Source organism: Streptomyces sp. NPDC053069 (genome assembly GCF_044546895.1).
Taxonomy (GTDB): Bacteria; Actinomycetota; Actinomycetes; order Streptomycetales; family Streptomycetaceae; genus Streptomyces.
On the sequence record NZ_JBITZN010000001.1, the window covers coordinates 567,819 to 589,798 of the forward strand.

The 21,980-nt window shown below is 72.3% G+C and carries 18 protein-coding genes and 1 pseudogene; 14 read left to right on the forward strand and 5 right to left on the reverse strand.

Features of this window, described 5'->3' with window-relative positions; genetic code table 11:
* Positions 1-21: 21 nt before the first annotated feature.
* The gene (locus ACIGXP_RS02515; protein ID WP_399763107.1) at positions 22-795 is read right to left on the reverse strand and encodes an MHYT domain-containing protein; all 774 of its coding nucleotides are present in this window, start codon (positions 793-795) and stop codon (positions 22-24) included.
* Between the two features lie 151 nt (positions 796-946).
* On the opposite strand from ACIGXP_RS02515, the gene ACIGXP_RS02520 reads away from it, so the two are divergent.
* Entirely contained in the window at positions 947-1,546 is a 600-nt protein-coding gene (locus ACIGXP_RS02520) for a class I SAM-dependent methyltransferase (protein ID WP_399763108.1), read from the forward strand.
* A gap of 28 nt (positions 1,547-1,574) precedes the next feature.
* On the opposite strand, the gene ACIGXP_RS02525 is transcribed toward ACIGXP_RS02520, so the two are convergent.
* The gene (locus tag ACIGXP_RS02525) at positions 1,575-2,330 is read right to left on the reverse strand and encodes an alpha/beta fold hydrolase (RefSeq protein ID WP_399763109.1); all 756 of its coding nucleotides are present in this window, start codon (positions 2,328-2,330) and stop codon (positions 1,575-1,577) included.
* A gap of 113 nt (positions 2,331-2,443) precedes the next feature.
* Between ACIGXP_RS02525 and ACIGXP_RS02530 the strand changes: the two genes are divergently transcribed.
* Positions 2,444-2,977: a PadR family transcriptional regulator gene (locus ACIGXP_RS02530; RefSeq protein WP_363215384.1), complete on the forward strand. Its 534-nt coding sequence runs from the start codon at positions 2,444-2,446 to the stop codon at positions 2,975-2,977.
* Here the strand turns inward: ACIGXP_RS02530 and ACIGXP_RS02535 are convergent.
* A pseudogene (locus tag ACIGXP_RS02535) lies at positions 2,954-3,141 on the reverse strand (DUF2236 domain-containing protein); the annotation flags it as partial. The gene ACIGXP_RS02530 and the pseudogene ACIGXP_RS02535 sit on opposite strands and share 24 nt — an antisense overlap.
* 180 nt (positions 3,142-3,321) lie before the next feature.
* Here ACIGXP_RS02535 and ACIGXP_RS02540 point away from each other — a divergent pair.
* Positions 3,322-3,618 carry a hypothetical protein gene (locus ACIGXP_RS02540; RefSeq protein WP_399763110.1) on the forward strand — a complete coding sequence of 99 codons (297 nt, stop codon included), beginning with the start codon at positions 3,322-3,324 and terminating at the stop codon, positions 3,616-3,618.
* Between the two features lie 137 nt (positions 3,619-3,755).
* Positions 3,756-4,616 carry a hypothetical protein gene (locus ACIGXP_RS02545; RefSeq protein WP_363215383.1) on the forward strand — a complete coding sequence of 287 codons (861 nt, stop codon included), beginning with the start codon at positions 3,756-3,758 and terminating at the stop codon, positions 4,614-4,616.
* Positions 4,617-4,865: 249 nt separating this feature from the next.
* Here ACIGXP_RS02545 and ACIGXP_RS02550 read toward each other — a convergent pair whose 3' ends face one another.
* Positions 4,866-5,048 (reverse strand): hypothetical protein, encoded by a 183-nt coding sequence (locus ACIGXP_RS02550; RefSeq protein WP_351243327.1) that lies wholly within the window; start codon positions 5,046-5,048, stop codon positions 4,866-4,868.
* A gap of 252 nt (positions 5,049-5,300) precedes the next feature.
* On the opposite strand from ACIGXP_RS02550, the gene ACIGXP_RS02555 reads away from it, so the two are divergent.
* From ACIGXP_RS02555 to ACIGXP_RS02565, 3 genes are all read left to right on the forward strand, one after another.
* The gene (locus ACIGXP_RS02555) at positions 5,301-8,174 is read left to right on the forward strand and encodes an SNF2-related protein (RefSeq protein ID WP_399763112.1); all 2,874 of its coding nucleotides are present in this window, start codon (positions 5,301-5,303) and stop codon (positions 8,172-8,174) included.
* Positions 8,171-9,472: an SWF or SNF family helicase gene (locus ACIGXP_RS02560; RefSeq protein WP_399763113.1), complete on the forward strand. Its 1,302-nt coding sequence runs from the start codon at positions 8,171-8,173 to the stop codon at positions 9,470-9,472. Before ACIGXP_RS02555 ends, ACIGXP_RS02560 begins: the two co-directional genes overlap by 4 nt.
* 128 nt (positions 9,473-9,600) lie before the next feature.
* Positions 9,601-10,941: an esterase-like activity of phytase family protein gene (locus ACIGXP_RS02565; protein ID WP_399763115.1), complete on the forward strand. Its 1,341-nt coding sequence runs from the start codon at positions 9,601-9,603 to the stop codon at positions 10,939-10,941.
* 83 nt (positions 10,942-11,024) lie between these two features.
* Here the strand turns inward: ACIGXP_RS02565 and xylA are convergent, their stop codons facing one another.
* Entirely contained in the window at positions 11,025-12,191 is a 1,167-nt protein-coding gene (gene xylA / locus ACIGXP_RS02570) for a xylose isomerase (protein ID WP_399763117.1), read from the reverse strand.
* Positions 12,192-12,344: 153 nt separating this feature from the next.
* Between xylA and xylB the strand changes: the two genes are divergently transcribed.
* From xylB to adh, 7 genes are all read left to right on the forward strand, one after another.
* Positions 12,345-13,799: a xylulokinase gene (gene xylB / locus ACIGXP_RS02575; protein ID WP_399763118.1), complete on the forward strand. Its 1,455-nt coding sequence runs from the start codon at positions 12,345-12,347 to the stop codon at positions 13,797-13,799.
* A gap of 34 nt (positions 13,800-13,833) precedes the next feature.
* A complete protein-coding gene (locus tag ACIGXP_RS02580; protein ID WP_399763119.1) occupies positions 13,834-15,042 on the forward strand; it encodes an ROK family protein in 1,209 nt (402 codons plus the stop codon).
* 283 nt (positions 15,043-15,325) lie between these two features.
* Entirely contained in the window at positions 15,326-16,810 is a 1,485-nt protein-coding gene (locus ACIGXP_RS02585; protein WP_399763121.1) for an APC family permease, read from the forward strand.
* Positions 16,811-16,902: 92 nt separating this feature from the next.
* Complete coding sequence (locus ACIGXP_RS02590) at positions 16,903-17,916, forward strand: acetamidase/formamidase family protein (RefSeq protein ID WP_399763123.1); 1,014 nt, start codon at positions 16,903-16,905, stop codon at positions 17,914-17,916.
* A 145-nt stretch (positions 17,917-18,061) separates the two neighbouring features.
* Positions 18,062-18,706, forward strand: a complete 645-nt coding sequence (locus ACIGXP_RS02595; protein WP_399763550.1) for an N-acetylmuramoyl-L-alanine amidase — start codon at positions 18,062-18,064, stop codon at positions 18,704-18,706.
* Positions 18,707-18,775: 69 nt separating this feature from the next.
* Entirely contained in the window at positions 18,776-20,062 is a 1,287-nt protein-coding gene (locus tag ACIGXP_RS02600) for a GAF domain-containing protein (protein WP_399763125.1), read from the forward strand.
* A gap of 77 nt (positions 20,063-20,139) precedes the next feature.
* Positions 20,140-21,663 (forward strand): aldehyde dehydrogenase, encoded by a 1,524-nt coding sequence (adh, locus tag ACIGXP_RS02605; protein WP_399763127.1) that lies wholly within the window; start codon positions 20,140-20,142, stop codon positions 21,661-21,663.
* The last annotated feature ends 317 nt before the right edge of the window (positions 21,664-21,980 follow it).

Below are 21,980 nucleotides of genomic sequence, written 5' to 3' on the forward strand. Positions count from 1 at the left end.
GATGCTCGGAGCGGGCTCCCGCTAGCGGGCGATGCTCTCGACGGGCCGCTGGGCGGAGGCGGATGCCTCCCGCTCGCCGGCCGTGGGTGAGAGGGCGACGAAGGCCGAGGTGATGAACAGGTAGGACCCGAGGCCGACGGCGAGGGGGAAGATGAACTGCATCGCCGTGGCCCCGGGCAGTGTGGCGCCGGAGGGGTCCACACGCACGCTCACCGCGAACATCCCGGTGTAGTGCATGCTGCTGACGGCCGCTCCCATGACGAGGGAGGCGACGGTGACCGCGAGGGGGGACTTGATGTTGAGGCCGGCCCACAGCGCGGCGGTCGCCGCCACGACGGCGATGAGCACCGACACTCCGACGAGCACGGGGTCGTACGTGATGTCGCCGTGCAGCCGGACCGCCGCCATGCCCAGGTAGTGCATGCTGGCGACGCCCAGCCCGGTGGTGAGACCCCCCAGGAGGAGCGCCCGGTTGCGGTCGCGGCTGTAGCCGACGGCGAAGACTCCGGCGCAGACGACGACCATGGCGACGAGGAGGCTGAGGATGGTCAGCGGAACGTCGTAGCGGATGTCGGTGCCGCTGACGCGGAAGCCGAGCATGGCCACGAAGTGCATGGTCCAGATGCCCGTCCCGATGGCCGAGGCCGCGGTGACGAGCCAGTTGCGGCGCGAGCGGCCGGTGGTGGCGAGCGCGCGGACGGTGCAGCGCAGTCCGAGCGCGGCGCCGATGCAGGCCATGACGTACGACAGTACGGGGGTCAGCCAGCCGAAGGCGGCGTGGTCCAGGTGTCCCATGGCCACGGGACGCTAGGGGGGTACGGGCGCACGAAGGGGGCGCATTTCGAAAGCTGTTGGAATATGACACACAGATGCGACGGAACGATCGGCTCCGGCCCGAACATGTGCGCCTCCATGTCCCCCGGGTTGATGAGGAATCATGCGGAACATGAGCGACGACCACACACATGTCCAGGAGTTCTTCACTGCCCGTGCGGCCGACTGGGACAGCAGGTTCCCCGACGACGGCCCCGCGTACGCGGCGGCCGTCGGCGATCTCGGGCTGCGGCCGGGCGACCGGGTGCTGGACGCGGGCTGCGGCACGGGGCGTGCCCTGCCGCCTCTGCGTGCCGCCGTGGGTCCGTCCGGGGTGGTGCTGGGCGCCGACCTCACCCCGGCGATGCTCACTGCGGCCGTACGGGCGGGCCGGGACCGGCACGGGCGGCTGCTGCTCGCGGACGTCTCCGCGCTGCCGCTGCGGTCCGGATCCCTGGACACCGTGTTCGCGGCCGGTCTCATCGCGCATCTGCCGCAACCGGAGGAGAACCTGCGGGAGCTGGCCCGTGTGGTGCGGCCCGGCGGAAAGCTCGCGCTGTTCCATCCCCTCGGGCGCGCGGCCCTGGCGGCGCGGCAGGGGCGGCAGATCACCCCCGACGACCTGCGCGCCGAGGGGAACCTCGGCCCTCTTCTGTCGCGTTCGGGATGGAGCATGACGTCGTACGCCGACGAGGACGCCCGCTTCCTCGCGCTCGCGGTGCGCGAGAACTGAGCGTCCCGTCGCGGAAGGCCGGGGCGGGTCAGTCCCTTCCGGCGACGGCTGCTGCGAAGGCGTCGGGGTTGTCGAACATGACGTTGTGCCCGGCGCCCGGCACGGTCACGACGCGCACCCCCGCGGCTTCCAGGCGCTCCCGGCCCGGCAGTTCGCCGCTGTGCTCGCCCTGCAGGTACACGCGCTCGACGGGCAGCTTCTCCAGGATCGTGCGCATCACAGGATCCGAGCCGCGGCGCAGGCCGACGGCGCTTCGGTGCAGGGCGCGCGGGTCGGCCAACCGCATGGTGGCCGCCCACAGCGGACCGACCGCCTCCAGCACGCGCGCGTGCTGTCGTTCGACGAAATCGCCCTCTTCGTAGGTGGCGATTCTGCTGCTTCCGGCCGTGGGCCGCGGGTAGGCGTCCAGATTGGCCTCCGTGAGGACGAGCCGGGAGGCGAGGTCGGGCCGCCGATGGGCGAGCACGATCGCCACGGCGCCCCCCATGCTGTGCGCGACCAACTCGGCGCCGCGCACTCCGGCTTCGTCCAGCGCGACCGCCACCGCCTCGGCGTGTTCCTCCAGCGTGTATCCGAACGCACTCGGCCGGTCGCTGAGACCGTGTCCCGGCAGATCCAGGAACAGACTGCGCCGGCCCGCGAGTTCGGGCCGGGACGCGATGTGCGCGTGATAGACGGCGGACATCGAGCCGAGCCCGTGCAGATACACGCGCGCGCGCTCCGCCCCCGGCGCCTCGGTCCAGCGGATCCGGCTTCCCTCGTGGTCGAACACGGCCTGCTTCACGGTGCCCCTCTCCTGCACATCCTCCGACAGCCGGACTATACATCGCCACCGATGTATAGCTGCAAGAAAGTATTAAGGTGACGAGGTACAGCGTCGTGCGCGAGAATGCGGCCGTGCTCGAACTCGCCATCCTCGGTTTCCTCTACGACGCCCCGCTGCACGGATACGTCCTGCGCCGGCACATCGCGGCCCTCACCGGCCACGTCCGGCCCGTCGCCGAGAGCACGCTCTACCCGGCGATCAAGCGGCTGGAGAAGGCGGGCCTGCTGGTACGCGCCACCGAGCCCGGCGCGGTGGCGGCACCGCGTCACGTACTGCGGCTGACCGAGGAGGGCGGGCGCGAACTGAAGCGCCGGCTGGCCGAGCCCGCGCAGCGCGAGATCACCGACGAGAACCACTGGTTCACGCTGCTCGCGTTTCTGCGGCACCTGGAGGACCCGGCCGCCCAGGCGGCCGTACTGCGCCGCCGGCTGGCCTTCCTGGAGGAGCCGGCGAGCTTCTTCTACGACGGCGACCGGCCGCTGGCCGCCGAGGAGCTGGACGACCCGTTCCGGCGCGGTGTCCTCACCATCGCCCGTGCCACGAGCCGGGCGGAACTGGCCTGGCTGCGCGACACCCTGGCATCACTCGACGCCGTCGGCCGCTGAGCCGTCGCAGTGCCGCACCGGGCAGCCACGCAGCCCGAGGACCGGGCGGTGCCCCGGTCGGCGACCCCGTAGCCGTCCGGGTAGCTCTTGATCTCCGGGTTCCGGCGTGCGAAGTGCGGGGCGCGGCGCACCAGCGCGCAGGTGGGCGCGTCGGGTGGGGCGTAAGGGTCTCGAACGCGCGGTATCGTCATACCGCTTCTGCGTACACTCGGTCAGTTCCGTGCGCCGGTGGAGTCCGTTTGACCGCGTCGTCCCCCTTCTGCTGCGGAAGGTCCGTCTCTACGTTGAATGACAGCAGATGAGCGATCGACGACGACCCCGTTTCGGGGGAGAGGGTGGTCCGCATGTTCGGCCGGATAGGCAAGATGGCCGCCAGACTCCGCGACTCCGCACAGGCTCAGCCGGCGGGCACCCGGGACAGACGTGCGCACAACCTGTTCGAAGCGGCGGCCACCTATGTCGTCGCCCGCGCGGAGGACGATCAGGAGCGGATCGAGGAGGCGGCGGCCTGGGTGTCGCCGGAGGCCCTGTCGTTCGGGGTGAGCGAACTCGCCTGCCGGGCGGTCGTCGCGTTGGCCCGGGAGCGCGACGAGTCTCCGGCGGCGGTGGCCCGTGATCTCCTCGGGCTGCCCACGAGCTGAGGAAGATCCCCTTCGATGTGGTCGTTTCGCCCCCGTCCAGGCGGAAACCTGCAGGTCCGCGTGGTGTGAGGAGTCGTGACAAGCGGCTTCCGCTCGCACTAGGGTGCGCGCCGATGGACGAACCACTGGAGGCAGGGATGGCCGGGACCGAGGATGAGGCCGTCGCCGCCGCGGAGGATGCGCTGTACGTACTGACGGCAGTGCTGCTGACGCCGGCGCAGTTCCCGAGCGTTCTGGGCGACGACTATCCGGAGGCGTGCGCGGCGCTGGGACTCGCGCCCCTCGCCGACGGGTACGGGCTGATACTGGGCCAGGACGGCGAGGGCGCCCGCTGGACGGTCGTCATCGACGACGTCTCGCTGGTCGCCGTGGCGATCGCCTCCTGGGACTGCGGCATGGAGTACGAGTTGTCTCCGGACGAGCGCGCCGTCGTGACCGCCCTGCCGGGCTGGCCGCTGGCGGTCTCGGTCGCGGCCCCGGGCGTCCCCGCGCCGCATGACCCCGCTGCCGAGGTGGCGGAGCGGCCTGCGCTGAGCCCGCCGGACACCAGTTCCTGGGGGCCGGCCCAGCGCCGCCTGGGCGCCGACGAGATAGCGCTGCAGTGGGCGACGTGGCGGGAGCAGATCAACGACGCGGAATTCTCCGTGCCCGAGGGGGAGCAGAAGCCGGACCGGCAGGAGAAGGCCGAGGAGTTGCCGTCGGAGGGCGAGAAGGGCGTGCCGCGGAGCGGCCACCGGGGAGTCAGGCGGGTGCTGGCGGAGGCCCGCGCCTATGTCGACACGCCGCCGCCGCTCGGCCGGGTACGCTCGGCGTTCGCCCCGGGCGACGCGCGTATGCTGCGCGCCGACGGCCCCGGCTGGTCGATCGTGGCCCGCACCGACGACATCGCCTTCGTCCTGCTCGACGAGGAGCCCGGCGAGGTGCTGCCGGTGGGCCGGGGCCCCGAACTGCCGGGCCTGCTGGAGGCACTCGACAAGATGGCCGTACGCCCCGTCTAGCCCGCACGACACCACGGCCGGCGCACACCGGGCCCCCGCCCCGCCAGATCGAGGCCGTCTCCGAAGCCGGACGCGCGCGAGGGGCCGGGCGGTCCGCACGTGGGGCCGGGTGAACAGGCCCGAGGGAGCAGGCCGTCCCCCGGCCAGGCGCGAAGCCCCTGGCCGGGCACCCCCTCGGCGAGGGCGCCGCGCGGTCCGCCACCCCCGACAGGCGCCCGGCGCGCCTCCCCGTGGGGATCCGCTGTCGCCTCAGCGGCCGAGTTCCTTGCGGGTGACCCTGCGCAGCCTGCGCCGCTGTGAGGGGTCCAGCGCCAGATAGGCGGCCACCGGGACCCCGACCACGATCAGGAACGCCACCCACCAGGGCAGCCAGATCAGCAGGAGCAGCCCGACCGCCACACCCCCGACGGCGATCTTCGCGTTCTTGGACATGAGCGTCGCCTCCTTCGCGGCCACTGCCGCTCTCCGACCTGAAAACGGCCGCCCGCTCCATGCAGTTCCGGAACCCGACCCCGAGACAACCCTGAGCCGCTCCCCCTACTGGCCGGGGCCGCCCTCTTCTCTCTTTCGAACAGAATGTGAAGTGGCCGGGATCACGTCGTCAGTATGCCGGGGCCACCTCCGACGTGCTGTACTCTCGGCGACTCCGACTCAGTAGTCAAATTTGAGGAGTGCGCCTCAGCTGTGCAGACCATCCCCACGGCACCACCCTCCGAACTCTCCGAACTGACCCGCTGCTGCGCGGTGTTCCTGCCGTCCGACCCGCCTCGCACTGGCCGGATCGCCTTCTGGCAACGGGACGGCGGGGAGGCCCTCCCCCTCGTCGCCGGAGGCTCCGCCGCAGAGCTGGACATCGTGATGCCCATGGTGGACGGCGGCGTCGAGCCGGTCCGTACGCCAGCGGTCCTGCTGCCCGTACACGATGTTCTGCCGCTGCTCACACGCGCGCGTGCACTGCGGCAGGGGCATCGCTCGGCGGGCTTCTGGGGTGCCGCCTGCCAACTGGCCCTGTCGTTCCTGGCGCGTGGGCTTCTGCTGCCGGGTCTGTCCCCCGGCGGTCACGACGCCTGGCGGGTGGGCCCGCTGTCGGCCCGGGACGCGGAGCTGGTCCGCGAAGTCGCCGCTTCCATGCCCCCGGAGGCCCATGCGGTACCGCTCTCGCCCGAGGGACCGCTCCGGCTGCCCGAACCGGAGCGGCTGCTGCACGCTTTCCTGGACGCGGTCGCCGACGTACTGCCACGCTCCCCCGCCGCCCCGTCGGTGACCGGCGGCCCCGCCTACGCGGCTCCCGAGCCGCAGCGGTTGCCCCATCTTCGGGCGTGGGCCGATGACATCGCCGCCGGCCAGGACGCGGGCGTGCGGCTGTCACTGCGCGTGGAGGTCTGCGGGCTCGACGACGCCGTACAGCGGGACGACGCTGCGGTCGCGTTCCGCGCGGTGCTGCAGGTGCACGGCGTGAGCGGGGCCACGGACGTCATCGATGCCGCCGCCCTGTGGGCCGGTGCGGGAGCCGTGCACGAAACGGCCGCTCCACGCGCGCGTGCCGAGGCGTTGCTGGCCCTGCGCCGCGCCGCGCACGCCTGGCCGCCGTTGACGCCGCTGCTCTCCGCCGCCGTACCCGACGCCGTCGCCCTCGCCGACGACGAGGTCGCCGAACTGCTCGGTGAGGGCACGCGGGCCCTGGCTGCGGCGGGGGTCGACGTGCACTGGCCGAAGGAGCTGTCGCGTGAGCTCGCGTCGCACGCGACCGTCGGGCCGACGGATGACGGCACGCCCGCTCGGCGGGACGCCGCGACGCCCTCGTCGTTGCTCTCGTCGGACGCCATGGTCTCCTTCCGCTGGCAATTCGCGCTCGGAGGGCGGGAGTTGTCCCGGCAGGAGCTGGACCGGCTCGCGGCGGCCAAGCGTCCCCTGGTGCGGCTGCAGGACGGGTGGGTGCTGGTGGATCCGCGGCAGGCACACCGCGCCCGGTCCCGCCGGAACCGCGCCCTCTCCCCCGTGGAGGCGCTGGCCGCCGCGCTGACCGGCTCGGCGGAGGTCGACGGCCGGCAGGTCGACGTACGCTCGTCCGGGTGGCTGGAAGGGCTCAGGAAGCGGCTCACGGACCCCGGGACGGCACCCGCCGTCGAGCAGCCTCCGGGGCTGGCCGCCACCCTGCGCGACTATCAGCTCCGCGGGCTCGACTGGCTGGCCCGCATGACCGCCCTCGGCCTGGGCGGCTGTCTGGCCGACGACATGGGCCTTGGCAAGACGATCACCCTGATCGCACTGCATCTGCACCGGCAGGCGGACGCCTCGGCCGCCGGCCCCACCCTCGTCGTCTGCCCTGCCTCCCTGCTCGGCAACTGGCAACGCGAGATCGAACGGTTCGCCCCCGGTGTGCCGGTGCGCAGGTTCCACGGTCCCGGACGCGCTCTCGGATCCGTCGCGGACGGGGAGTTCGTCCTGACGACGTACGGCACGATGCGCCTGGACGCCGAGCGGCTGGCCGCACTGCCGTGGGGCCTGGTCGTGGCCGATGAGGCGCAGCACGTGAAGAACCCCTATTCGGCGACCGCGCGGGCATTGCGGTCCATCGGGGCACACGCGCGCGTGGCGCTCACCGGCACCCCGGTGGAGAACAACCTCACCGAGCTGTGGGCCATCCTCGACTGGACGACTCCCGGCCTGCTCGGCCGCCTCGGCACCTTCCGCGCCCGCTACGCGCAACCGGTCGAGGCCGGCCTCGATCCCGCCGCCGCACACCGTCTCGCAGGGCTCGTCCGGCCGTTCCTGCTGCGGCGGCGCAAGTCGGACCCCGGCATCGCCCCCGAGCTGCCGCCGAAGACCGAGAGCGATCACCCGGTGGCTCTCACGCCGGAACAGGCAGGACTGTACGAGGCGTTGGTACGCGAGACGCTGGAGCGGATCGCGGCCGCCGACGCCATGGCCCGCCGGGGCCTGATCGTGCGGTTGCTGACCGGCCTGAAGCAGATCTGCAATCATCCGGCGCAGTTCCTCAAGGAGGACGAGCCGCGGCTTGCCGGCCGCTCGGGCAAGCTGGAGCTGCTCGACGAACTCCTCGGCACCATCCTCGCGGAAGGCTCGGGGGTGCTCGTCTTCACTCAGTACGTGCGCATGGCCCGCCTGCTGGAGCGCCATCTGACGGCCCGTGGGGTGCCCTCGCTGCTCCTGCACGGCGGAACCCCGGTGAGCGCGCGCGAGGAGCTGGTCCGGCGTTTCCAGGACGGCGGGGCACCGGTGTTCCTGCTGTCCCTGAAGGCGGCCGGGACGGGCCTGAACCTCACCCGCGCCGGGCATGTCGTGCACTACGACCGCTGGTGGAATCCGGCGGTCGAGGCGCAGGCCACCGACCGCGCGTACCGCATCGGGCAGACACAGCCGGTGCAGGTGCATCGCCTGATCGCCGAGGGAACCCTGGAGGACCGCATCGCGGACCTGTTGGACCGCAAGCGCGAGCTGGCGGACACGGTGCTCGGAACCGGCGAGGCCGCGCTGACGGAACTGACGGACGCGGAACTGGCCGCGCTGGTCGAGCTGCGCAAGGAGGCACGATGAGCGATTACGACGACGAGCACGGCCGTGCGGCGGGGCGCACGCTTGCCGCACTGCCACCCGTCCACGGACGCGGGTTCGCGCAGAGCTGGTGGGGTCGGGCATGGCTGCAGGCGCTGGAGGACGCGGCCCTGGACGGTGCGGCGGTCAAGGCCGGCCGCAGGCTGGCGCGAGCGGGCGGAGTGGGCGCGGTGACCGTGCGGCCGGGGCGGGTCACCGCCGTCGTACGCGATCCGGGAGGCGCGGCCCACCGGGCCGATGTCCTCGTGCCGGAGCTGTCCGAGGAGGAGTGGCGGCGGTTCCTGGACGTGACCGTGGAGCAGGCCGGGCACATGGCCGCGCTCCTCGACGGGGAGCTGCCGCCGCTGCTGGTCGAGGACGCCGCGGTCGGCGGTGTCGAGCTTCTGCCGGGCCTGGGTGATCTGGAACCCGAGTGTGACTGCGGAACGTGGGACCACTGCGGGCACACCGCCGCGTTGTGTCACCAGGTGGCGCGGCTGCTGGATGAGGATCCGTTTCTGCTGCTGCTGATGCGCGGTCGCGGCAAGGATGCGTTCCTGGCGGAGCTGCATGTGCGCGGTACGGCGTCCCGCACGAAAGACTCCACATCCGTGGCCGGGGGCTCCGTGGCCAGGGGCGTGGACGCGGCGGAGGCCTGGGCGGCCGGGGACATCCTGCCCGGGCTGCCGGAGTTGCCCGGGCTCCCGCAGGCTCCGGGCGCACCGCCGTCCCTGACGGCCGCAACGGCACCGGCGCCCGGCATCGATCCCGTGGCGCTGGAGCACCTGGCGGGCCGCACCGCCGTGGAGGCGTACCGGCTCCTTGCGGTGGTCCTGCGCTCGGGTGCGTGGGACGGCACGGCCCGCACGGCCGCCCAGGACGCCGTACGACTCGCGTGCGGAGCGCCCTCGGGCGACGTCGTCGCACGGCTCGCCGAGGGGTCGGGCCGCGGCCGCCAGGGGCTGGCGACGGCTGTCCGTGCCTGGCATGCCGGTGGTGTCGCGGCCCTGGCCGTGCTCGACGAGGAATGGCAGGTGGAGGGTGTGGCACTGGCACGCGCGCGTGCGGCGCTCGAAGCGGCCTGGGAGCCGGACGAGCGGCCGGAGTTCCACAGCAGCGGCAACCGGTGGACCGTCCCGGGCGGAGGGGTTCAGTTGCGCCTCGGCCGGGACGGCCGCTGGTGGCCGTACCGTGAGGAGGCCGGGCACTGGGCCCCTGCGGGCGGGCCGGACGCTGATCCGGCGACGGCACTGGCCGCGGCGCGGCTCGGCACCGGCCCGGAGGGTGAAGAGGACTGCTGACAGGCCGTCAGCTCGAATCGTCGCGATCCGATGAACGGCCGACGCCGGCTGTTCACCCCGCGGTCTTACGACGTTCCTCCTGGGGCCCAAATGTGGCCGTTGTCAATGAACTTGCCCCAGGAGGCCCGATGTCCCCGCAGTCCGCCGGCCGGCGCCGCGTCCACCGTTCCGTTGCCACGGGCCTGTCCCTGGCCCTGGCCGCCACGTTGCAGGCCGCGGGGACGGCTAAGGCGGCACCGTCCCAGGACGCCCGCGTCATCCGCACGGCGACGCTCGGCGAGATCCCGCTCGGCGCGTTCAGCAACGCGCTGCTGCCCGGCAGTGTCGACGACGACCACGGGGTGAAGCTCGGCGGCATCGGCAGTGACATCTACCCGGCGGGCCGCAAGGGCGAGTACTGGACGGTGACCGACCGCGGCCCCAACGGGCAGATCAAGGTGAACGGCACGAAGCGCCGTACGTTCCCGGTGCCGGGATTCGACCCCGCGATCGTGAAGATCCGGGTCTGCGGCGACAAGGTCCAGGTCATCGATGCAATCCCGCTGACGACCTCCTCCGGGCAGGCCGTCACCGGGCTGCCCGACCAGAAGAGCCGCGACGAGGCGCCGTACACCTACGACGCGCAGTCGCCGCTCTCCTACAACCCGAACGGCCTCGACACCGAGGGCATCGTGCAGGCCGGCGACGGGACGTTCTGGCTCGTCGACGAGTACGGCCCCTCGCTCGTCCACGTCTCCGCGCGCGGGAAGGTGCTCACCCGGTACGTACCGAAGGGGCTCGGGCCGACGGGCGCGCACTACCCGGTGGTGGAGGCGCTCCCGTCGGTCTTCCTGCACCGCAAGATCAACCGGGGATTCGAGGGGCTGGCGCAGCTGCCCGGCGGTGATCTGGTGCTGGCCCTGCAGAGCCCGCTGTCGCTGCCGGACGCGGATGCCGGGAGCGCCTCGCGCACCACGCGGCTGCTGCGCTTCTCGCCGGGCAAGGAGGCCGTCACCGCCGAGTACGCCTACCGGTTCGACCCGGTGGACGTCGTCGATCCGGGCGAGGACGACACCTCCGAGCTGAAGATCTCCTCGGTGGTGGCCGTGGGCGGTGACCGGCTGCTCGTCGAGGAGCGCACGGACAACGCGGCCCGGCTGCAACTGGTCGAACTGAAGCGGCGGTCGAGCATACTGGGCGGCTCCTGGGACGACGACACGACGTCTCCGTCCCTGGAACAGCTGGACGACCCGGCGTCCGCCGGCGTACCGGTCCTGGCCAAGCGGCTCGTGGTGGATCTGGGCAAGGTCGACGGAGTGCAGCGGAAGATCGAGGGCATCGCGCGCGTGGACAACGACACGCTCGCCCTCATCAACGACAACGACTTCGGGATGACCGACGGCGCGGGCGCGTTCGACGCACAGGGCCGGCTTGTCGACAGCGGGATCAGGACGGCCGTCACGTATGTCCGGCTGCCCGAGGGACTGTGACGTCCCTGACTCCGTCAGTCCGGAAAGCGGACTGACGGACGGCCGGGACGGCGGCGCGTGCCGCTGCCCGGCCGTCCTCGCGTTCAGCCGCGTGCCCCCAGCAGGTGGTCCATGGCGAGCTGATCGAGGCGTTCGAAGGCCATGCCGCGCGCGGCGGCCGCGTCGACGTCGAAGTCCTCGAAGGCCGTACGGTCGCCGAGCAGGGCCTGCAGACCGTCGGCCGCGGTCGGCCGGGCCAACTGGTCCAGGCGTGCGGCACGCAGCGCCTCCTGCACCTCGGGGTCGGCGCGGAAGGCGGCGGCACGCTCCTTGAGGATGAGGTAGTTGCGCATGCAGCCCGCGGCCGACGCCCACACTCCGTCGAGGTCCTCGGTCCGCGGCGGCTTGAAGTCGAAGTGCCGCGGGCCTTCGTAGCCGGCGCTCTCCAGCAGGTCGACCAGCCAGAACGCCGCCCGCAGGTCACCGGCGCCGAACCGCAGGTCCTGGTCGTACTTGATGCCGGACTGGCCATTGAGGTCGATGTGGAACAGCTTGCCCGCCCACAGGGCTTGGGCGATGCCGTGCGGGAAGTTCAGGCCGGCCATCTGCTCGTGCCCGACCTCGGGGTTGACGCCGTACAGCTCGGGGCGCTCCAGGCGCTCGATGAAGGCCAGCGCGTGGCCGACGGTGGGCAGCAGGATGTCCCCGCGCGGCTCGTTCGGCTTGGGCTCGATCGCGAACTTCAGGTCGTAGCCCTGGGAGGTGACGTACTCGCCGAGGAGGTCGAAGGCCTCCTTCATGCGGTCCAGGGCGGCGCGCACGTCCTTGGCGGCACCGGATTCGGCGCCCTCACGGCCGCCCCAGGCGACGTACGTCCTCGCGCCCAGCTCGACCGCGAGGTCGATGTTGCGGATCGTCTTGCGCAGCGCGTAACGGCGTACGTCGCGGTCGTTGGCGGTGAAGGCGCCGTCCTTGAAGACGGGGTGGGTGAAGAGGTTCGTGGTGGCCATCGGGACGGTCATGCCCGTCGCGTCCAGGGCCTGACGGAACCGCTTGATGTGCGACTCGCGCTCGGTGTCGGAGGATCCGAAGGGGATCAGGTCGTCGTCGTGGAAGGTCACCCCGTAGGCGCCCAGCTCGGCCAGGCGCCGCACCGTCTCGACCGGGTCGAGGGCCCGGCGGGTGGCGTCGCCGAACGGGTCCCTTCCCTGCCAGCCGACGGTCCACAGGCCGAAGGTGAACCTGTCCTCGGGGGTGGGCTGGTAGCTCATGCCGCGGCTCCTTGCTGTGTTGCGACCATTTCGTCATGGCCGTTTACAAATTAGTATGCGCTCGCGCCTCCGGGAAGAGACAAGATGTCTATGTCCCGCAGAGTCGCGGAACGTCGCGCAAGTCGCGGAACGTCGCGGAAAAGGGAGAGCCCGATGTCAGCAGCCGAGGGTCCGCTCGTCGTCGGCGTGGACACATCAACGCAGTCCACGAAGGCACTGGTCGTGGACGCGGCCACCGGCCAGGTGGTGGCGAGCGGCCAGGCGCCGCACACCGTGTCCTCCGGCGCGGGCCGCGAGAGCGATCCGCGTCAGTGGTGGGAGGCGCTGTGCGAGGCATTGCGCCAGTGCGGGGACGCGGCACACGAGGCGGCCGCGGTGTCGATCGGCGGCCAGCAGCACGGCCTGGTCACCCTGGACGAGCGCGGTGAGCCGGTGCGTCCGGCGCTGCTGTGGAACGACGTGCGCTCGGCGCCGCAGGCCCGCCGGCTGGTGGAGGAACTCGGCGGTCCGAAGGCCTGGGCCGAGCGCACCGGCAGCGTGCCCGGCGCGTCGTTCACGGTCACCAAGTGGGCCTGGCTGGCCGAACACGAACCGGAATCGGTCCGCGCGACCAGGGCGGTACGGCTCCCCCACGACTACCTCACCGAGCGCCTGACCGGACAGGGCACCACCGACCGCGGCGACGCGTCCGGCACCGGCTGGTGGGCGTCCGGGACGGAGGCGTACGACGCGGAGACGCTCGCCCACGTCGGCCTCGACCCTGCGCTGCTGCCCCGTGTGGTGCGGCCGGGAGAGGTGGCCGGCACCGTGCGCGACAGCCACGACCTGCCGTTCTCCAAGGGCACGCTGGTCGCCCCCGGCACCGGCGACAACGCGGCGGCGGCGCTGGGCCTCGGGCTGCGGCCGGGCACCCCGGTGCTCAGCCTCGGCACGTCCGGCACGGTGTACGCCGTCTCCAGGCACCGCCCGGCCGATCCGACCGGCACGGTGGCGGGGTTCGCCGACGCCCACGGGGACTGGCTGCCTCTGGCCTGCACCCTGAACTGCACGCTCGCGGCGGACCGCGTCGCGGCGCTGCTGGGCCTGGACCGTGACGCGGTGGAGCCCGGCGGCTCGGTGACCCTGCTGCCGTACCTGGACGGCGAGCGCACCCCGAACCTGCCCAACGCCTCCGGCCTGCTGCACGGCCTGCGCCATGACACGACCGCAGGCCAGCTGCTGCAGGCCGCGTACGACGGCGCCGTTCACGCGCTGCTCGGCGCCCTCGACCTGGTCCTGGACGAGGACGCGGACCGCAGCAGCCCGCTGCTGCTGATCGGCGGCGGGGCACGCGGGACGGCGTGGCAGCAGACGGTACGGCGGCTGTCGGGCCGGCCGGTCCAGGTCCCCGAGGCCAGGGAACTGGTCGCCCTCGGGGCCGCGGCACAGGCCGCCGGCCTGCTCACCGGCGAGGACCCGGCAGCGGTGGCCCGCCGCTGGAACACGGCCGCGGGCCCGGTGCTGGACGCCGTGGAACGGGACCAGGAGACCCTGGAGCGGATCACCGGGGTACTCTCCGACGCGGCCCCCCTGCTGGAGCGGGGGACGGACACCACGCCGCACGGATGAGCCGGGCGGCAGACACCGGGGACTGACTTCAGGCATGACCGCACCGCTGCACGAGGCCCGCCCGTCGAGCGCCGGCCGCGCCCTGCCGGACACCCAGCAGGGCATGCGCCGACGCAACCTGGCCCGCGTGATGCACGCCGTCAGCGCCGAGGGTTCGCTGTCGCGGGCCGCGGTCGCCTCGCGCATCGGCCTGACACGGGCGGCCGTGTCGACCCTCGTGGACGAGCTGATCCGCTGGGGGCTGCTGGAGGAACTGGGCCCGGAGCGTCCGGGCCGGGTGGGCCGGCCCGGGTCGGCACTCGCGGTGAGCGGCCGGGGTCCGGCCGGGATCGGAGCCGAGATCGGCGTCGACCACCTCGCGGTGTGCGCGGTCGACCTGCGTGGCACGGTGCGCGCGCGGGCCGTGCGGCACGGAGCGAACCGGGGCCGCGCGCCCGCACCTGTGGTCGAGGAGCTGACCGGGCTGGTGCACCGGGTCGTCGCGGAGGCGGAGCGGGAGTCGCTGTGGCCCGCCGGACTGGCGGTTGCCGTGCCCGGACTGGTGGCACGGGACGGCCGTACGGTCGTACGCGCCCCGAACCTCGACTGGCACGACACCGACCTCGGCGCCCTGCTGCCCGGCGCGTGGCCGCTGACCGTGGACAACGAGGCGAACTTCGGTGCACTCGCGGAGTTGTGGCTCGGTGACGGCACGCCGCATGACTTCCTGCACGTGTCGGCCGAGATCGGAGTCGGGGCCGCGGTCGTCGTGGACGGCGGACTGCTGCGCGGCACCCGCGGCTTCGCCGGCGAGCTGGGCCACGTGCCCGTACGGCCGGACGGGCCGCCCTGTCCGTGCGGCGGCCGCGGCTGCCTGGAGCAGTACGCGGGCGAGGAGGCCGTGCTGCGTGCGGCGGGGCTGGAGCCGGGCGAGGATCTGGTGGGCCTGCTCGCCGGGCGCGCCGAGCAGGGCGACGACAACGTACGAGCCGCCCTGCGGGACGCCGGCACGGCGCTCGGCATCGCGCTGACCGGGGCGGTGAATCTCCTCGACCCCGAGACGGTGGTCCTCGGCGGTGCTCTGGCCGGCCTCTCCCCCTGGCTGCTGCCGTCCCTGGAGACGGAGCTGGCGGGCCGCACGGCGGGCCCGCCCTGCCCGGTGACAGTGTCCCGGCTGGGCCCGGAGGGGCCCCTGCTGGGCGCGGCACATTCGGTCGTCCGGGCCGTTCTGGACGATCCGGCGGTGGTGGCGGAACGGTCCTGAGGCCCGTTGCCGGGTCTCGTGGGACCCCAGGGCTGTGAAACGGGCTGGGGACAAACCGGCCCGGTGACCGCCGCCGTTCGCCCGATCGGGTGGCCCGGTTTTCCACAAGTGGGGGCTTCTCCACGGAACCGGCGCGCACTCTTCTGCCCAACCCGCCTGCGCCGTACCGTGATTCACGCGAGGCACTCGGCCGACGGATCGTCAACGTCTGCGGCTGCCGAGCGATCGACGGTATTTCACACACATCTGGTGGCAGTGGGCTGACACGCATCGGGGGACACACATGCACGAGAAGACGACCGGGGCGCTGCGGCGCGACGCCGTCGGGTTGCGCGAGGTGCTGTTCCAGAGCGTCACGGCGATGGCACCGGCCGCCGCAGTGGCCGCGTCGATTCCGGCCGGTGCCGCCTTCGCCGGCGGCAGCCTGCCGCTGGCGGTCCTGATCGCCCTGGTGGCCTGTCTGTTCACCGCGTCCTGCGTGGCCGAGCTGGCCCGGGAGCTGCCCGCCGCGGGCTCGGTGGCCACCTACGCGGCGCGGGGACTGCACCCGGCCGTCGGGTTTCTCGTCGGCTGGGGTTACGTCTTCGTGGAGATGCTGGTCCCCCCGTTGCTCCTGCTGCAGCTGGGCTTCACGGCGGCGGGCACACTGCACGAGGAGTGGTCCTCGTATCCGGCGGATCTGTGGTGGCCGTGGTCCCTGGCGGGGACCGGCGTGATCGCCGTCGCCGGTTACCTCGGCGTCCGCGCCTCGGCCCGGTTCGGCACCGTCCTCGGCATCTTCGAGGTCCTGGTCTTCCTGGTGTTCGCGGCCCTGCTCATCGGCATGGCGGGCAGCGCCAACACCCTGTCGGTCTTCGGCACCTCACACACTGCCGATGGTTACGCAGGGCTCGGTGGCGTGTTCGCCGGATCCGTGTACACGGTGCTGGCGTTCGCGGGGTTCGAGGCGGCGGCGCCGCTCGCCGAGGAGACCCGCGACCCCCGGCGGACGATGCACCGCGCGGTCCTCGGGGCGGCCCTCGGGATCGGTCTGTTCTACGTCGTCACGACCTATGCGATGACCGTCTACTTCGGCCCGGACCGCTTCGCGACGTTCGGCGCCTCGGGCTCGGCCTCCTGGGACGGCGTCGCCCGCGCCTCCTTCGGGCTCTTCTGGGTCCTGGTGTTCCTGGCGGTGATCAACTCCACGATCGCCAATGCCAACGCGTGCGCCAACGTCTCGACCCGTACGGCCTTCGCCCTGGCCCGGATCCGGGTCCTGCCCCGCCTGCTCGCCACGCTCCACCCCCGGCACCGCTCCCCCGTGGCCGGTATGGCGCTGCAAACGCTGGTGGCGGTCGGGGCGGTGCTGGGACTCGGTTTCGGCTACACCCCCGTGACCGGGTTCCTGCTGCTCGCCACGGTGATCGTCACGGTCGTCGTCAGCGTCTACATCGTGGTGAACCTCGCCTGCGCCGGCTACTTCCTGCGGGCCGGCCGGGCGGGCCTGAGGCCGGTACGGCACCTGCTGTTCCCGGTGCTGGGCATCGCGGCCTTCATACCCGCCCTGCTGACGGCCGCAGGCCTCCCGGTCTTCGACTTCGTCACTGAACTGACCGCCCCGGTCTCGTATGCGGGCCCGGTCGTCGGGATCTGGATGGCGGCGGGTGTCGTGGTGCTGATCCTGCTGATGCGGCGTCATCCCGAGCGCATAGCCGAGACCGCGCGGGTGCACCTCGACGTGTACGACCCGGCCGGCGACCGGCAGGACGGGACCGTGCTCCGCTGACGTCCCGTCACGCCCCGCACCCGCCGCACCACAACGCACCGGTGCCCACCCCCGTCCCACGACCGCCCACGTCAGAAGGGACCACCTCCACGATGACCGACCCCCGGATCCTCACCGTGCGTCCGGAACCGGACGCCTACGCCTGGACGTTCGGCGGTGCTCCGCCGGTGGCGCGGATCGCGCCCGGCACAGTGCTCGACCTGTACACGGAGGACTGTTTCGCCGGGCGGGTACGCTCGGAGAAGGACCTCGTCTCCGAGGTCTGCGAGTTCCCGTACCTCAATCCGCAGACCGGCCCTTTCCACATCGAGGGTGCCGAGCCAGGCGACACCGTGGCCGTGCACTTCGTGTCGATCGAACCGGCCCGCGACTGGGCGGCGTCGACGACGGTCCCGCTCTTCGGCGCGCTCACCTCGACCCACACCACGGCCACGCTGCAGCCCCCGTTGCCGGAGCGCGTCTGGATCTGGCAGCTGGACCGCACGCGGCGCACCGCCCTGTTCCAGGCGCAGGACAGCGACATCGAGGTCGAGCTGCCCCTCGATCCCATGCACGGCACGGTGGGCGTGGCGCCGGCCAATCTGGAGGTGCGCTCCGCCCTGGTCCCGGACGCCCACGGCGGGAACATGGACACCCCCGAGATGCGGGCCGGTGTCACCTGCTACCTGGGCGTCAACGTCGAGGGCGGCCTGCTCAGCGTCGGCGACGGACACGCCCGGCAGGGCGAGGGCGAGACCTGCGGCGTGGCCGTGGAGTGCGCGATGAACACCGTGGTGGTCGTGGAGCTCCTCAAGGACGTCGCCACCCCATGGCCCCGGCTGGAGTCGGACACCCACATCATCTCGACCGGCTCGGCGCGACCGCTGGAGGACGCGTTCCGGATATCGCAGCTGGACCTGGTGCAGTGGCTGGTGCGCGACTACGGGTTCAGTGCGCCGGACGCGTACCAATTCGCCACTCAGGCAGTGGAATCGCCGTTGGCCAACGTGTGCGACACGAACTACACGTGCGTGGCCAAGCTCCGCAAGGAATGGCTGCCGGCGCGCGAGACGTACCGCGGCGTGCACCACCGGCTGCGGGAGACCGCCCGGGCACTGCGCGGTTGACGCCGACGACGTCCCCGTGGGCGCGCATTCCCCCACCCTGAGTCCCCCTCTCGCCCCCCTCTCGTCCCCCTCGATCCCCCCTCTCTGAAACCTGACGCTCCTACGGCTCCGACTCCCCCCACCTTGAAAGGCACCGCCGATGGACATGGACCCGGCCGGCACCGCACAGCCGAGAGATCCGGCACCACCAGCGAGACCGGCACAGCCACGCCTGAGCAGACGCCGGCTGCTGAAAGGCGTGGCGCTCGCCGCCGTCCCCTACACACTGCTCCCCGACCCACGCGCCGGTGCGCAGCCCGAGGCCGTCGACTACCCGCTCGCCGAATGGCATCCGGCGAGCGTCTCCAACTACACCGCGTCCGACCGCCCGGGCGACTACGCCATCGACCGTGTGATCATCCACGTCACACAGGAGACGTACGCCAACACGCTGACGATCTTCGGAAATCCGCAGAAGAAGGTGTCCGCGCACTATCTGGTCCGCTCGGCGGACGGGCACATCGCCCAGTGCGTGCACGAGGCCGACATCGCCTGGCACGCGGGAAGCTGGGACTACAACACCCGCAGCATCGGCATCGAACACGAAGGGTGGGTGGACCAGCCGGCCTACTTCACCAACGCCCTCTACGAGCAGTCGGCGAAGCTCACGGCGGCGATCTGCACCAAGTACGGCATCCCGAAGGACAGGCAGCACATCATCGGCCACTACCAGGTGCCCGGCACCGATCACACCGACCCGGGCCCCGGCTGGGACTGGGTCCGCTACCTGAGACTGGTCAACTTCTCCTAGCCGGAAGACGATGGACGCAAGGAGCGGCATCAGGACCGACATCGCCGATTCGCCGTGCGGGAGGCAGAGTTGACCGATCCGTGGGTGGCCCTGGATCCGGGGGCCGACCCCACCGAGCGGGTCCGTGTGCTGCGCAGGGCGCACGAGACGTTCACCACGGTAGGCACGGTGCCGAGCCCGGTGCGGTCGGTCGTGGCGGAGTCGTGGCGGCGCAGCGCGCGGGCCGGTGTGGCACCGGACGCCACCGCCGGCGTGGAGCTGACCGACGCCGACCTCGGCGCGTACCGGGCGGAGCACCCGCTGGCCAGGGTGATGCCGCTGTTCCGGGAGCTGATGGGTACGTTCGCCGCCGACGGTGAGCATCTGCTGGCGGTGTGCGACGCGCAGGGCAGGCTGCTGTGGGTCGAGGGGCACCGGGCGACCCGGCGCCGGGCGGACGGGATGAACTTCGTCCCGGGCGCGCGCTGGTCGGAGAGTGCGGTCGGCACCAACGCGCCGGGGACCGCCGTCGCCGTGGACCGGCCGGTGCAGGTGTTCGCCGCGGAGCACTTCATACGTCGGGTCCAGCCGTGGACCTGCGCGGCGGCTCCGGTGCACGATCCGCGCACCGGCCGGGTCCTGGGCGCGGTGGACATCACCGGCGGGGACGGGCTGGCGCATCCGCACAGCCTGGGCTTCGTGCAGGCGGTGGCGCGGGCCGCGGAGGCGCAACTCGCGCTGCTCGCGCCGCCGCCGAGCACCGCGGACACGCCGCTGCTCGGCGCGCTGGGCCGGGACGAGGCCGAACTCGTCCTGAACGGCCGACGGGTCCGGCTCAGCCGCCGGCACAGCGAGATCCTCGTGCTGCTCGCCCGGCACCCCGAGGGCCTGACCGGTGACGAGCTGCTGTGCGCGCTGTACGCGGACGAGTCGGTGACCCCCGTGACCCTGCGTGCCGAACTCACCCGCCTGCGCAGGCTGTTGGGCGCCGGCCTGCTCGGCTCGCGGCCGTACCGGCTCACGGCCGCGGTCGAGTCGGACGTCACCGCGGTGGAGCGGTGGCTGGAGGCGGGGGCGGTCACCGCGGCGGCGGAGGCGTACACCGGTCCGCTGCTGCCCGCTTCACAGGCCCCGGCGATCGTACGGCTGCGGGACCGTCTCGCCGACGGGCTGCGGTCGGCGCTGATCGCGCACCGCGACCCGGACCTGCTGGCGGACTGGGTGCGCGCGCCCTGGGGCGAGGACGACCTGGAGGTGTGGCGGGCGCTCGCCGCGGTGCGGCCCACGGCGCCCGTGCGGGCCCGGCTCGCCACACTGGAGGCCGAGCTGACGGCACCGGCCGGCCGGGCACCGGGCGGGACGCGCGGTGCAACGTAGTTGCAACGTCCGCCCGCCTAGCCTCGCGCCGAGAGCTGCCCAACGGCGGGCAGCGCTGCAGCGGGAGGCAGACCAGCATGACTCGTTACGCGGCGCCGGGCACCGAAGGCGCGATCGTCTCCTACCAGGCGCGCTACGACCACTTCATCGGCGGCGCGTATGTGCCGCCGCTGCGCGGGCAGTACTTCGAGAATCCGTCGCCGGTCAACGGACAGCCGTTCACCGAGGTCGCGCGCGGCACGGCGGAGGACGTCGAGCGGGCGCTGGACGCAGCGCACGAGGCCGCGCCGGGGTGGGGCCGTACCCCGGTGGCGGAGCGTTCCGACATCCTGCTGAAGATCGCCGACCGTATGCAGGCCAGCCTCGAAGCGCTCGCGGTCGCCGAGAGCTGGGAGAACGGCAAGCCGGTGCGGGAGACGCTGGCGGCCGACATCCCGCTGGCGATCGACCACTTCCGTTACTTCGCGGGGGCGATCCGGGCGCAGGAGGGCTCGCTCGGCGAGATCGACGACGACACGGTGGCGTACCACTTCCACGAGCCGCTCGGGGTCGTCGCGCAGATCATCCCGTGGAACTTCCCGATCCTGATGGCGGCGTGGAAGCTCGCGCCGGCGCTCGCCGCGGGCAACGCGGTCGTCCTCAAGCCGGCCGAGCAGACCCCGGCCTCCATCCACTACTGGGTCGGCCTGATCGCGGACCTGCTGCCGCCCGGCGTACTGAACATCGTCAACGGGTTCGGGGTGGAGGCGGGCAAGCCACTGGCGTCCAGCCCGCGCGTGGCGAAGGTGGCGTTCACTGGGGAGACCACGACGGGGCGGCTGATCATGCAGTACGCCTCCGAGAACATCAAGCCCGTCACCCTGGAGCTCGGCGGCAAGTCGCCCAATATCTTCTTCGACGACGTGTGGGCGCACGAGGACGACTTCCGCGACAAGGCTCTTGAGGGCTTCACCATGTTCGCGCTCAACCAGGGCGAGGTCTGCACCTGCCCGTCCCGGGCGCTGATCCAGCGCGGCCACTACACGGAGTTCCTCGAGGCGGCGGTCGAGCGCACGCGGCTGATCAAGCCGGGTCACCCGCTCGACACCGACACGATGATCGGCGCCCAGGCCTCCAACGACCAGTTGGAGAAGATCCTCTCCTACCTGGACATCGGCCGACAGGAGGGCGCGAAGGTGCTCACCGGCGGCGAGCGCATCGAGTACGACGGCGAGCTGAAGGGCGGCTACTACGTCCAGCCGACCATCTTCGAGGGCGACAACCGCATGCGGATCTTCCAGGAGGAGATCTTCGGCCCGGTCGTCTCGGTGACCTCCTTCGACGACTTCGACGACGCCATCAAGATCGCCAATGACACGCTTTACGGCCTCGGCGCGGGCGTCTGGACCCGGGACGCCACCACCGCCTACCGCGCCGGCCGCGCGATCCAGGCGGGCCGCGTGTGGACCAACTGCTATCACGCGTATCCGGCGCACGCGGCGTTCGGCGGCTACAAGCAGTCCGGGATCGGCCGCGAGACACACAAGATGATGCTGGATCACTACCAGCAGACGAAGAACATTCTGGTTTCATACAGCCCGAAGAAACTTGGGTTCTTCTAGAGCCTGATACCTCGCGCCGCTGTCTGGACTCCAAGTGCAATCAGTTTCGGACCAGCCGCGGACCGAACGACGTCCCTGTGGAACCACTTCCGGCGGGGCGGATGGCACCTGCGGCACCGGTGAGACGGACGTGCTGGACGGTGCGCGGCCGTGTGGGCCGACCGCCCACAGACTCAGGGTGTCGCCGACCAGCGTGAGGGGCAGCCCGGCGACCAGCGACCCACACAGTGGCTCGCTGGTCGCTCCGTATGTACCGTCGTCGTCCGCGACCACCAGACCGGCCATCCCCAGGCCGACCGTCAGCGCTGTTTCCCGCG